11 protein-coding genes are annotated in these 12484 nt (G+C 48.6%); 7 read left to right on the top strand and 4 right to left on the bottom strand.

Going from position 1 to position 12484, the window contains the following annotated elements; genetic code table 11:
- The first annotated feature begins 68 nt into the window (after positions 1-68).
- From ACN0YR_RS24080 to ACN0YR_RS24070, 3 genes are all read left to right on the top strand, one after another.
- Positions 69-392 carry a DUF1559 domain-containing protein gene (locus ACN0YR_RS24080; protein WP_417851762.1) on the top strand — a complete coding sequence of 108 codons (324 nt, stop codon included), beginning with the start codon at positions 69-71 and terminating at the stop codon, positions 390-392.
- A gap of 184 nt (positions 393-576) precedes the next feature.
- Positions 577-1221 carry a hypothetical protein gene (locus tag ACN0YR_RS24075; RefSeq protein ID WP_417851761.1) on the top strand — a complete coding sequence of 215 codons (645 nt, stop codon included), beginning with the start codon at positions 577-579 and terminating at the stop codon, positions 1219-1221.
- A gap of 449 nt (positions 1222-1670) precedes the next feature.
- A complete protein-coding gene (locus ACN0YR_RS24070; protein WP_417851760.1) occupies positions 1671-3812 on the top strand; it encodes a sulfatase-like hydrolase/transferase in 2142 nt (713 codons plus the stop codon).
- 57 nt (positions 3813-3869) lie between these two features.
- Here ACN0YR_RS24070 and cmk read toward each other — a convergent pair whose 3' ends face one another.
- Positions 3870-4517 (bottom strand): (d)CMP kinase, encoded by a 648-nt coding sequence (cmk, locus tag ACN0YR_RS24065; protein ID WP_417851759.1) that lies wholly within the window; start codon positions 4515-4517, stop codon positions 3870-3872.
- A gap of 562 nt (positions 4518-5079) precedes the next feature.
- Here cmk and ACN0YR_RS24060 point away from each other — a divergent pair.
- From ACN0YR_RS24060 to ACN0YR_RS24050, 3 genes are all read left to right on the top strand, one after another.
- Positions 5080-5529 carry a hypothetical protein gene (locus ACN0YR_RS24060; protein ID WP_417851758.1) on the top strand — a complete coding sequence of 150 codons (450 nt, stop codon included), beginning with the start codon at positions 5080-5082 and terminating at the stop codon, positions 5527-5529.
- A 139-nt stretch (positions 5530-5668) separates the two neighbouring features.
- Positions 5669-6655 (top strand): hypothetical protein, encoded by a 987-nt coding sequence (locus ACN0YR_RS24055; protein ID WP_417851757.1) that lies wholly within the window; start codon positions 5669-5671, stop codon positions 6653-6655.
- A 188-nt stretch (positions 6656-6843) separates the two neighbouring features.
- On the top strand, positions 6844-8214 hold the full coding sequence (locus ACN0YR_RS24050) for a hypothetical protein (protein WP_417851756.1): 1371 nt from the start codon (positions 6844-6846) through the stop codon (positions 8212-8214).
- A gap of 146 nt (positions 8215-8360) precedes the next feature.
- Here ACN0YR_RS24050 and ACN0YR_RS24045 read toward each other — a convergent pair whose 3' ends face one another.
- Together ACN0YR_RS24045 and ACN0YR_RS24040 are read right to left on the bottom strand one after the other, a co-directional pair.
- Positions 8361-9167 (bottom strand): phosphotransferase, encoded by an 807-nt coding sequence (locus tag ACN0YR_RS24045; protein WP_417851755.1) that lies wholly within the window; start codon positions 9165-9167, stop codon positions 8361-8363.
- A gap of 329 nt (positions 9168-9496) precedes the next feature.
- Complete coding sequence (locus ACN0YR_RS24040; RefSeq protein ID WP_417851754.1) at positions 9497-10258, bottom strand: class I SAM-dependent methyltransferase; 762 nt, start codon at positions 10256-10258, stop codon at positions 9497-9499.
- A 540-nt stretch (positions 10259-10798) separates the two neighbouring features.
- Here ACN0YR_RS24040 and ACN0YR_RS24035 point away from each other — a divergent pair.
- Positions 10799-11644 (top strand): sulfotransferase family protein, encoded by an 846-nt coding sequence (locus ACN0YR_RS24035; protein ID WP_417851753.1) that lies wholly within the window; start codon positions 10799-10801, stop codon positions 11642-11644.
- 91 nt (positions 11645-11735) lie between these two features.
- Here ACN0YR_RS24035 and ACN0YR_RS24030 read toward each other — a convergent pair whose 3' ends face one another.
- Positions 11736-12482 carry a YrbL family protein gene (locus tag ACN0YR_RS24030; RefSeq protein ID WP_417851752.1) on the bottom strand — a complete coding sequence of 249 codons (747 nt, stop codon included), beginning with the start codon at positions 12480-12482 and terminating at the stop codon, positions 11736-11738.
- Positions 12483-12484 lie beyond the last annotated feature (2 nt).

Raw genomic sequence — 12484 nt, 5'->3', positions numbered from 1 at the left:
CCAAAGAATCATCATAACCCCAATTCGCATCAAGACTTCTTTCAAATCCAGAAATACGGTTAACGGCGTTGGGTGGCGGGGGCGGCGGTAGCGGTGGCGGATCTGGTGGAGGAGGCGGTGGCAGTGGAGGAGGAACGGGCCAAGGCTTTGCGCGTGGTGTCCTTCGATGGTGGAAAGCTGCCCCGAACTGTGCAACACCTGGGCTGAATCCCGAAGAAACAGACTGCTCAGGAAGCGTCGAGCGTGAATTTCAATATTCCAGCCCTCATGTCGGCGGATGCTTGACAGCACTCTCTGACGGGAGTGGACGCTTCATCAGCGAAAATATCGATACACAATTACTTCGAGCCCTCTTCACACGAAATGGAGGAGAAGTCGTCTCAGAGTTTTAACACTCAATTTTCTCCATCCGATCGACTTGGAGAATCGATTGCAAAATCGTTTTCAGTCGTAGATCACCCGGCATTCTGTTATTCTCGTTTCACTCATTTTCTGAAAGAATTTTGAACTGAAATTTTTTCGCTGCGTTCACTCAACGAGCAAACACCTGATTCATCTGTCATCTCAAGATGCAACATGAATCACCAATTGACTGGAGAATCTGAAATGTCCGATGGTGAACCGCGTTCAGGAATGAGTACAGGAACAAAAATCCTCATTGCCTTGCTGGCAATACTCGGGATCAGTTGCATCGCCTGCTGCGGCGCTTTCTTCTTTTTCGCTAAGAACGCATTCCAAATCGTTCAAACTCCCGCAGAAGTCACAAAGATGCAGGAAGAGATCGTCTCGATCGAAATCCCTGATACTTATCAACCGGGACAGGGTGTAAAAACCAAGATGTTTGGTGTTGGAATGAATATGGTGATGTATCAGCGGGTTGAAAACCCAAGCTCCGGAACCGTCATCCTCATGGAAATGAAAATGCCGTTCGAAGACTCTGACGATGAACTCGAAAAATCATTTGAACAGCAAATGGACACACAAGGCAAAAACAAAAACATTGATGTTGAAGAGTCAGAGAAAAGAACCTTCATGATCGACGGTGTCGAACGAGAGTTCACTTTCAACAAAGGAACGAGTGACGGCAAAAACGTTCGTCAAGTGACCGGAGCTTTCAAAAGTCGCAAAGGCGAAGCGACGATGTTTGTTCTTGTCGAAGACGAAGAGGTCTGGGATGAGGAGCAAGCTGTCAAGATTATCGAATCGATCAGCACAAAATAAACGCCTCTTTGCAATCTCACGAACAGACCAGCAGCGGCAGAACCGACAGTGCGAGAAGGTTCTTTTCGCCTAAATTACTGTCAACATGTGCTTGGACAATTCATGCGATCTCTCCATACACTCCGAAATCTCAAGAACACGGATTGAAATGGATCAATCTGATTCACGCAGTTTCGCTGAAGTTGTCGCAGTCGACTTCTGCCGGCTTGTGAACCAGATCAGCGAAGCAACATCCGATACAACCGACACAGCCTGAAATCTTCTTTGCAAAGAACATTTCAGGGTCGAGTCGAATGCGTCAGCAGAGTTCTGTCGATCTATGCTTCATCGGAAGAGAGTTCCTGTAGCTCGCTCTTCACTGAAGATGTGATAGTCGGCCCTTGGAAATTCCTGCTGAACACCAGCTCTTCTAAGCATTTGCCACAGGACCGAAGTTCCATCATACGGGCATGAACTCGACTTTTCACGAGAGAGATTCCACTGCGATGGCAGCCTTGATTCAAAAACTGAGAACTCTGGCGTCGTTCGTCTTTCCCACATCCCGACTCGCACTATTCTGCTGCCTGATGTTCGCTCTCGAACTCAGTTTGCTCTGGAGTTCTCCCGCAACCCCATTCGAAGTTGGCGGCCCTGTCAGCTGGGTGAGCATCGCCTGGCTTGGCTGGTTCTGGTTGACGATCAGCTGGGTAATTTATGTAGGTGGGCAACTTCTCAAACGCCTCAAACAGACGGCGTATTGGTCCCGATGGCTGATTGCTGCCGGGGTGGGACTGCTCAGCAGCTTATTGATATTCATGCATGTCGGAAGTTGGGGACTCTTCCGGCAAGCTGGGCAGTTTGCGAATCTGGAAGCGTTTCGTTTTCTGCTCGTCAACCCTCCACTCTCAATCTGGCACGACCTTGCAGTCGCAGAGCGAATCGCACTTGCCACGGTCGGTGTTGTGGTTGCGATGGCATTTTTCCTGAGCGAACCTTTCATCCAGTTTCTCTCATCGAATCCGCGCACTGAAACGGAAACCGTCTCGCGTGGTTTCTATTGTCGATCGACCTGGCAATGCATCACCATCCTCCTGCTGATCCCTACCTGGATCATTGTCAGCGATCAAAGTGCAATTCGACGCTCGACATGGATTCAAACGGTGAAATCACGAGTCCACCCTGTTCCAACGATTGCGATTTCAACCCTTGAGCAATTCTTTCGAGAACCGATTCCAGCGGACCTGGAGACGTCGAACCTCACACCACTCACAGTAAAATGGTCTCCCCCAGCCCAAGTCGCCAAGCGTCCATCAATTTTAATTTTGGCGATTGAATCACTCCGTGCAGATACAGTTCATCTGTCTCATCAAGGTCGAGAAATTCTGCCGAACATCAATGCGCTGGCTCGTAGAGGGACTCAGTTCACGAATGCTTACGCCCAGAGTACGCACTCTGACTATGCGGATGTCTGTATTGTTTCGTCGCTGTACCCACTACGGACAAGAGAGCATCATTATTACACATCAGCTGACCCCTGGCCCAAAACGCTGGCTTTCGACGTCTTCAAAGAAATTGGTTACAGCACAGCCATCATCTCCTCGCAAAACGAAGGCTGGGGAAACATGGATCAGTTTCTGGAGACTCCAAATCTCGATCTATTTTATGACGCCCAACGTAGCGGTAGAAAAACGGCTGAGATCATCCGCGACCCTGGGATGGCTCATGAAATCAAAATCGGAGCTCTCTCCGCCGGCAAGCTGGAAGATTCGCACACCATGGACCGCGCACTTGATTGGGTGACAGAGCAACTCGACAAGGAGCAACCTTTTTTCCTCAGTATGAATTTTCAATCGTCGCATTTTCCTTACGAAGTTCCTGCTGATTTCGACAAGCCGTTCCAACCGTGCAAACTCGACGCAGACGTCTCCTTCATGATGTACCCAAAAGAGAAAACACCACAAGTTCGCAATGCCTTCTACAACGGGATTCATTACTGCGATATGCAGGTCGGTCGCATCATCTCGAAGCTCGAGAAAGAGGGCGTCCTGGACGATATGATCGTCATTGTTCTCGGAGAAAACGGTGAAGCCTTCCACGAAAATGGACGATGCGGACATGCTCAAGAACCAGTTCAGCCAATGATTCATGTGGCGACTGTGGTTCATGCTCCGAAGTACTTTTCACCGGGGGTTGAGTCGTATCCTCTCGAACATATCGACCTGTTGCCAACTTTGCTGGGAGCTCTCGAATTGCCTCCCCATCCGAATTTCCAGGGAATCGACACCCTCAGCAAAAACAGAATCCCCGCAGAGGAACGCCTGCTTTTCTTCCATGTGAACAACGTTTCACATCAGGCTGAAGCAGTCATTCTTGGTGGACGATGGAAGCTGATGATGGATCGCAGTAAGCACGAAACCACACTCTACGATCTCCAAAACGACCCGACTGAATCCAAAGACCTTTCAGCTATTCATCAAGAGTTGACCTCGCAATTACTCACAACGCTTCAGGCTTGGCGAAGTAATCAACTCTCGTACTATCATCATCCGGCATACTACACAAAATACTTCCCGCCTCCTGCTCCGTCAGGAAAAGAAATCCAGACTCCGTAGTCGAGCCATCGTTTTGCGCTGGCGTCTCAAAGTGATGATGAGCAGAATCGAAGAGCGCTATAGTTTTGATTGCACTTGCGATTTAAGTCGTTCGACGACTTCGTCAATCGAGAGTTCTGTTGTGTCGACAAGTTCGGCGTCGTCTGCAGGTCTAAGCGGTGCAACTTCACGATTTTCATCGCGACGGTCACGTTCGTTTTGCTCTTCAAGGAGCTGATCGTACGAAACGTCTTTGCCTTGTGATGTGAACTCATCCAGTCGTCGTTCAGCCCGGATTTCGGGTGAAGCTGTCAGATAGAATTTGCAGCGAGCCTTTGGAAAGACAACCGTTCCCTGATCTCGTCCTTCACAAACGATGTCTCTTCCGACAGCAATTTCCTGTTGCCGCTGCACAAGGATTTCGCGAACACGTGGAATCTGAGCCACCATCGATGCTGCCACCGCCACATCTGGCTGACGCAATTCTCCACTCACATTCGTTCCATTGAGATAGGCATCTCCATTTCGAAAATCGATCTGAGTCTCTTCTGCTACTGCTTCAATCGTTGAGGAGTCTTCAAGCGAGACCCCCTTAGAGACAACATGAAGCGCGACCATGCGATACATCGCTCCGGTGTCGAGATACTCATAACCTAACGAGTCCGCGAGAAGTCGAGCGACGGTACTTTTTCCTGTTCCAGCTGGTCCATCGATGGTGACAATCATGTCTAGAGCATCTTTCGAATTGGTCTGCAGGTTCTGCCTCGTGGCGAACAACATTTTTACTAGAGAAATGCGTTCTTCACGGGCACACGGTAGAGCAAACTGCTCTATTGAGGCACTCCGGGATCGCGATCATGGTAATTCAGCATCGAGAATTCGATACCTGTGCCGAAGAGTACGCGATCCGGAGATGTTCACCAAGCCAACGATGCCTGAAAACTGACATTCGAACGAGCGACTCTCTGAAGCCTTCGTGATGAACAGATTTAACCGCATCAAACATCCCACTCTGCGTGACAATAACAAGCAACATCTGATGTGAGGAAAGCTCGCGAGCTATTCGCTGCATCAAGACCTGGAACAAAACCTCTAGCTATGACTGCTTCAGTGACAAACAGACTTAGGGCAGGCAGATTGCGGAGGTATTGCCCCAATAGATAAAATCTGCATACAGAGACGAAGAGACTCACATCTACCCACATCACGTGTGTTATCTCCAGTTGCCTCGCAATTACTGCTTTCAAATTCAAATCAACACTGGGTAATCCAACACTGGGTCGGCAAAATGCTCACACGAATTCGCAATGCTAAATTCAATGGAAAGCTTCTCGTTTTGTTGCTCTTCATTTACGGAACGGTAGTCAGCAACACCGGTGTTGCGGCTCAGGCTGGTGATAATTTCGAAGGAGCAGTTTGGTCTTTTATGATGGTCCCGAAACTTAAGGGAGCCAAAAACCTTCGAGGGCAATTTCGAGTTTCCGACCACATCGTTTACCAAAAAGGACAAAAGAAGACCGGCGAATTCACGAAGAGAGTTGGGGTCAATCACCCACAGGGAAAACGAACAAAGGTCGTATTCACAGACCTGCGAGCATTGAATTCTGATCGTGAATGGAGAGAAGGAATGAAAGGTGAAGTGAAAATGACAATTGACAAATATGGGAAATGGTCCGGACTCTTCACCGACGAAAACGGAGACAATTGGGAATTCACTTGCAACCGAGTCAAAGAGTAATCTCCAAACGTAAAACTCTATAACTAAATCGATCACCTCCGGAAACTCAACGAATTCACACTCCGTCCGAAACGTCCCGCAGAGAGTAAAGCATCGACATATGCAATCCGCCAGACTGATAATTGTGGTACTCATGGTCATGCTGGCCGCAATAAACGTCGATGCCTCCGAACAGAAGAAGACAGTCCTGAAGGAACACTATGTTCTGGACAGAATTCGCGTCTTCTACACCAATGACGGGAATGGAGCCGTCGCACCGGATGACGTTGACGAAAGTGGAATCCCGGATCAGGTTGAGAATGTCGCCCGACAGATCTGGGCCGCCCATCACCTGTATTGCAAGGTGTTAAATTTTCCGGATCCGTTTGAGAGCGAACGCTACGAGGGTGTCACTTGTATTCAAGTCAGTCTACGTGATCGAAATGAGATGGGCGGCGGCAATGGAATCGCTTTTTCAAGTTCACAGCGTGCCCGACAAATTCCAGAAGGGAAGAAGGAAGATCGCGCCCTGGTCATTGCTATCGCCAGTCAAGTCGATCCGCTCAAAAACGTGACACCGGCCCACGAGTTGTTTCATCTCATCCAATATGGTGCGACCTATTTCAAAAACCCCTGGTTTCTTGAAGGCCTCGCTCGCTGGTCCGAACATGGACTTGGGCGGGACGGGATCGGCGACATCAAATATTCGCAACAAGGACCATGGCCACAAAACGCCCAACATTTCCAGCAGTTGGTGAAGATGAAATACGATGCAGAATTCATCCTGTGGAATCCAATCGCAGCTCGCACTGATCGAGACGGTCTGCTCACAGATGAAATGCTGGGTAAAGAGATACTGTCACTGCATTACTGTGATGGGACGCCGGTACTCAGGGATCGGCTACTCCAAGGTTCGGAAGTAATGCGAGAAATCCTTATCGAACTCGGCAAGCAAGATGACATTGCGTTCGAAGAGTTGAAGTACGAAAAATGGACGGCAGAAAATCAGAGAGCTCCAGAAAACGCCCCCTATCTCTACAAGGGAATTATGGACGCCCTCCGACGTCACGTCCCAGATGTTGGACCATACGAAATTCGCATGCCTGACAGGTCAACAACAGGAGAGGCAACAACAAAAGAGAACTGAATCTCATTGCTTGGAGATGCCACACTGATCCGACTTCATGATCGATCGCCCGCACTCAACGATCTTGACCGGAACTCACAATTCGCGGTAAAACGTCATGAGCATATGTGACTAAGAACTCACAACAATCGAATTCACTTTTCAGGCCATGTGTCTGCACGAGCCAAAGTGCCTCCAAGGATGGAATGATGAGTCAATTCATCAAGCAGCCCAAGCTCCAGAACCGATCCGCAGAGATTGGTCAGGCGTTCGCAAAATGTCTGGCGGAGATAAAATCCGGTCCCTGGAAGTTCATTCAGCTGCGAGGTGAAACATTCGCTGCCGACAATCTCACAGATGACGATATCGACCTGCTCGGGACACGAGAATCGGTCCATCTGCTTTTAAAAACCTGCTTTGAATGGGTGAGAGCAGGACGCTGTCATATGCGTATTCGCAGCCGTAAAGAGAACAAAGTTGAGTTCACGCTCTTCTCGCTGGACGGTCGCCAGTCCGCGTTGTTTGATCTTTGGACGAACCTGCCTCAACTGGATCGCGGACGCAGCTCACTCACCTACGAAGCTTGTCAGACTGCAGTGATTGACTCAAACGAATCGATACAAAGACTGCCGTTTGAGATCGAAGCGTGCGTTTACATTCAACACTTGATCTGCAAAAAGAAGAATCTGAATACCCCATCCGTTCAACACCGACTGACCAACTATTTCCAGCGCTTTCTTGAGAGCCGAAACGTTGAGCTACGCGATGTCGTCTCTTCGATCCTGTTGAACGAAACACTCTCCCCAACTGCCGAGCAGATCAGTCTTGAGCATCTGAACAAGACCCTGAACACGAGTCAGTTGAAACGGAATCAACAACAGACATCGACAATTTTCGCCAAGCTGCAAGCCGCAGGAATTGGAACTCCGCGACACTCGTCAATGGTGACAATGATTGGATGCGACGGAGCCGGTAAAACGACACTGGCTCATGAATTAAAAAAACATGACACAAAAATTGGTCGCATCAAAACCGGCAAACATTTCTATCGAAAAGCGCTCAGCTACAAACTGGCAGTCATCTTTATTCGTCCTCTGCTCTTTCAAGACCGTGAACGATTCGATGAGATCCTCGCCCCGTTCGTTTACTTGCGAGCATGCCTCGGACTGCGACTGATGTTGCTGTTTTCTTCGAAAAACAGTTCAACCCTGATCGACCGGTCACTGATCGACTTCCTGTATGTCGACCGAAAAACGGATGCGCCGCGTTTTTCAAAGTTCCATTGGCTTCGCAATCTCTTTGGCGTACGAATTCCTAATGTTCATTGCATCGCCAGTCACGAAACCGTCATGCAGCGAAAACAGGAAGTGACCAGACAGGGTCATTGCAGATATGACGAGGACATGTTTCAGGAGTTTGCTCTACGCTGCCCGACGGACGCTGTTCTATTCAACAATGATGGAGAGCTCGACGCTTCCAGAATTGCAATTCAGCGGATTCTCTCGAAAAGCGGAGTTTGCACCGTGTTGAACGACACGGCTGAGCACGTTGCCCAACATAAAAATCGAAACGCCGCGTAGAGCACTTCTAAGACTGCATGCTTGAAGTACCCGCGAAAGTCACTTTCATGCTTTCCTGTCGGGCATTTCGAAATAGCGTTCGGGGTGCACCTCTTGGTGAGTAGCAATTTTACTGGTGAAACGCGTTCTACACGGAATGAGAATGTCTAGAGCCCGTGGAACAGCTTGCTTAATCTGGCGTGCAGTTCGGGGTATCTTTTCAGTTTATAAAGTGGCTTGAGTGCGAAACTGAGGTCGGCTTCACGGGCTGCGGGTTCGACGTTTTTCTCGATGAGAGCGACCATGCGATCCAGATCGGAGAGCAGATACTGTCCTCCTCGGCGGCGCTTCGTGCAATCGAGGATGACACGCAAGTAATCAAATCCGAGCTGTTGTTCGTAGGACAACCAGTCGTTGGGGTCAAATTCAAAATCGATAATGACGATCTTTTTTCCATCACGGCTGATGAGCAAGTTCCCCAAGTTCATGTCGAGGTGAGTCACACCTTGTTCGTGCATCAGTCGAATAGCTGGCAAAATTTTCTCGAAGACATCCCAAAAGCGAGACCGATGCAGTACCAGGTATCGGGAAACTCGCTCCCAGTCGAACCACGAGCAAGCAATCGCTTCATCGGATCGCCAAAGCGGTTGGGGAGACAGATCAACTGTTGAGAGTTTCGAATAGGCTGTCCACTCGCGTTCCAGTCGCCCAGCTGAATCGAGCGGGTAGATTGGATCTTCGGGTTTTACCGGATCTTTTGGCCCCCGATGTGGACTGTTCACGCGAACAACAGCAACGCGCGCATCGTTCTCAATGGCGTAGAAAATCTCGTCGTAACTTTCCGATGTCGAAGCAGGGACGAGACGGATCTTCTTACTCCAATCGTCTGAGAGTTGCTGTTCGAGTTCACGTCGCTTGGGAGAAATCAATGCGTGTTGGTAGCGGCGTTTCAACGATCGAATGAAATATGCCATAATTCAACAGGATCTTGGAACTGAATTAAAAATCTGAATTGGCCGCTTCCAGCATTTCCCGAATCGGTGTTCGGATTCTGCCTCGTGGCGGACACAACAATTTTACTGGTGAAACGCGTACTGCACGGTCACTGTTATGACTTCAGAGGCAGTTCACCACGAGGTCGTACATAAAGACCAAAGTTGAATCTCTCTAGAACTGGTCCTGAAACTTGAAATTGCTCTCTCAAACGTTGAGGAAAGCGACGATTCCAGAGGTTTTCGGACTGGTTCTAGTAAAAATGCTGTTCGCCACGAGGCAGAAACTGCAAACCAATTCGAAAGATGCTCTAGACGTGACAAACTGCAACCAAATCCATTAACCCAAGCCCGGGGACTCGCACGACTTCCGGGTAGTCATCATGAGGCTTGCCGTCGACGACCATTCGGTTGATCAGTTGATATTCTTCTTCGTAGCGATCAGAAGTGAATTTTTCGACACGTGAGAAGTGGCGTTCCATCATCGTAATGAGATCAACACCGATTTCACGTGAACGCTCACCAATGAACTTTCCGTACTCGATCGACTCTTCATGGAAGTAAATTTCAGCGATAATCGCGATTCCGCCGGGTTTCAGAATGCGACGTATCTCACGGATGCAGGCTTCCAGGTCGGGAGGAATCGTCAGTACGCGGGAGATGAGCACGGAATCGTATGTTCCGTCAGGAAAGCTCATATTCTGAACGTCTTCGTTGAAGTCGACGTTTGCCTGGAGAAGATCTGCAGTCTGATACGTTCCAAAAAATGACTGGAGTTGTGGCTTCAGGCAATCTTCAGGAGCGATATGCAGAATCGATTTTTGATCCGCTGACCAGTTTTTGTAAACTTCATCAAACACCAAGTGCATCATCCGATGTCTCTCAACGGACGAACAGCCAAGGCATTTTGAATCAACTCGAGTGACTGCAGGCGACTTGCTGACAATTTTGTCTTTAAAGGGGCCTCGGTAGTTGCAGATCGGACAGGTAAAATGCTCTCTCCCCGAGTAAATTGTGCGGTAGAGTCTCGGTCTGACTGCCTGTTTAATGCGCTCTGCCCAGAGTTGTCTCATAGCGTCGCACCCTCATCCTTGATGGTGATTGAATTCTTAAAATCATTGTGACAGAGGCTCCGCTGAGCCGTTTTCTTTTGGATCGTACCTCACTTGTCCGATTTGCTGATAGATCAATTTTGGAGAATCTTACGTGTTTGATGCCGTATTCAGATTGACTGAATCACGCACTTCCCTACGCGACAGTTAAGATTGACTCAAATAAGAAACTCTCAACCAGGTCATCGCTCAAACAGCCCGGTCATGCATTTCGTTTTTTTATTGAAATTAAATGAGAGTGCCCCTATTCATATAAAATTAACAGAAAAAACATGGCTTGTTTATTTTAAAGTTTAAAGTAGATTCAGACATTACGAGCAGGCCATCTTACCTGACTCCAGTTTCCCGAGAACGCATCAAGCCTCCCGCACGAGACTCCTCAAGGAATATCAGTCTACGAGCGATACTTTATCCAGAGTATGAGTCTTTAGCGATTAATATTTTGACATCGAGCAAGAGGCTCGAACTCTATCCACTGAGTTTGGAAGGAGCTCAAATTCAATGAATCGGCCACCAATTCCGGCAGAGGCGGAAGCCAGCCTGCATCCAGTTTTTCAATTCCCCAAAAGTCTGATTCACCCCTTGATGGTGCCATGGATGTGGCTCGTCGATAAAGGGCTGTTCGGGGAAAAAAGACTGGAAACCCACGTTGTCATGACTGGTTTCCCCCGCAGTGGAACCACGCTCGCTCAGCTCATGGTGGAAGCATGCATTGGTGATCTCAAGGCATATGGGAAAGAACGCCGAGCATTGGAAATCGCACGATTTGGTTCGCGTGCGTCAAAGTTTCTGCTCACGAAACGCCCTCGCGACATCTTTCTGATCGATGAGATACGAGAGCATTACTCCGAACGGAGTGTGAATTTAAAGTTCATTCTTTTTATCCGCGACCCTCGTGACATACTAACTTCTTACCATATCAACAAACCGAACGAATATTACGTATCAACCATTAGATGGAAGACTATTCACGAATACTGGAAGATCGCAATTCAGAGATCAGACACTGTTGTCGTTAAGTACGAAGAATTCGTTTCGAATCCAGCGAAAACTCAGCAAGAGCTTACAGATTTCATAGGCTGGGATGTCATCCACCCATTTGAAGAGTTCCACAAACATGTCCCGAAAGGGTTTGATGTCGGCGCCCTCAATGGAGTTCGCAAGCTCGATTCTCAAAACAGTCAACGCTGGAGAAAACAGTCTTACACTGACCGAATTTGCGAATTACTGATGGACGAAGAGCTTGAACTAACCAGCCGACTGATTCAACTCGGGTACGAACCTGATGCTTCCTGGGCGGATGAATACCTTGCAGGCAAGATTGTGAAGCCCAGAAAAGCGGCATAGCTCCCAACGCAAAATATGCTCCAAGGTCGACAACCGTAGAGTCCTTATACTGCATGCAGCATTTGATCCCGCTGCATGCAGTAAACGATGATTATCCAGCCTTCGCTGTCGGTGTTTCTCCTCGATGGTTGAGAAAGCCCTGTCCCCAAGTACTATTTTCGATCAACTCCTGAGTCACTCCGCCTGAATCACGAAACTGCTCAAATCTTGTCCAGGCTGAAGCGATTCGCCGTTGAACTTTCTTTTCCCCAAGGGAACGAAACCAGTTTGCAACAGGGAGCCATGCGGGATCACCGAATCCGTCGATCATGTACATTTGCCATGATCCGTCAGATTTATGCTGCATCGCAAGATTGTGGTCGAGAAAGGATCTTGTGAGCACAACATGCTTGAGCATGAACTCACCGAATTGATCAAACGCTGGGCGAAACTGCTCCAATTCGTGGCCTGTTGAAATCAGTTCCCGCAAACTTCGAGAGATCTTTCCATCCGCATCTCGGACGAGGTCAAGAACCATTCCCGGACCGAGATCAGTCTCGATCATTCCATGATAGAGCGGTAAATGCTGCTGCATTTCCGGGCCAATGCGCTTGAAAATCTTGGTCAGAATCTGGCGCTCATGAGCGTTGTTGTCGTAGGTTCTGCGGAAACGTGCAGGAACAAATCCGGTTTTCTTCCCGCGAATTGTTTTGTCCTCGTCTTGTCTCAACACTTTCACGCACTTGCCTGGATCGTCGGGATGCGTAAAGCACAGCCGTCGGCCTCCCACGCCGAAAGGTGTTTTATCTTTCAGAAGGATTGGCTGTCCCTGATGAATTTTCAGTTCTCCATTTGCCATGT

The organism is Thalassoglobus sp., assembly GCF_048270125.1.
GTDB lineage: Bacteria > Planctomycetota > Planctomycetia > Planctomycetales > Planctomycetaceae > Thalassoglobus.
This window is presented reverse-complemented; position numbering and strand designations above follow the sequence as displayed.

Coding starts and splice junctions, on each gene's coding strand:
- ACN0YR_RS24050 (WP_417851756.1), top strand. CDS start 6,844: ATGAGTCAATTCATCAAGCAGCCCAAGCTCCAGAACCGATCCGCAGAG.
- ACN0YR_RS24055 (WP_417851757.1), top strand. CDS start 5,669: ATGCTGGCCGCAATAAACGTCGATGCCTCCGAACAGAAGAAGACAGTC.
- ACN0YR_RS24040 (WP_417851754.1), bottom strand. CDS start 10,258: ATGAGACAACTCTGGGCAGAGCGCATTAAACAGGCAGTCAGACCGAGA.
- ACN0YR_RS24045 (WP_417851755.1), bottom strand. CDS start 9,167: ATGGCATATTTCATTCGATCGTTGAAACGCCGCTACCAACACGCATTG.
- cmk (WP_417851759.1), bottom strand. CDS start 4,517: ATGATTGTCACCATCGATGGACCAGCTGGAACAGGAAAAAGTACCGTC.
- ACN0YR_RS24070 (WP_417851760.1), top strand. CDS start 1,671: ATGAACTCGACTTTTCACGAGAGAGATTCCACTGCGATGGCAGCCTTG.
- ACN0YR_RS24035 (WP_417851753.1), top strand. CDS start 10,799: ATGAATCGGCCACCAATTCCGGCAGAGGCGGAAGCCAGCCTGCATCCA.
- ACN0YR_RS24030 (WP_417851752.1), bottom strand. CDS start 12,482: ATGGCAAATGGAGAACTGAAAATTCATCAGGGACAGCCAATCCTTCTG.
- ACN0YR_RS24060 (WP_417851758.1), top strand. CDS start 5,080: ATGCTCACACGAATTCGCAATGCTAAATTCAATGGAAAGCTTCTCGTT.
- ACN0YR_RS24075 (WP_417851761.1), top strand. CDS start 577: ATGAATCACCAATTGACTGGAGAATCTGAAATGTCCGATGGTGAACCG.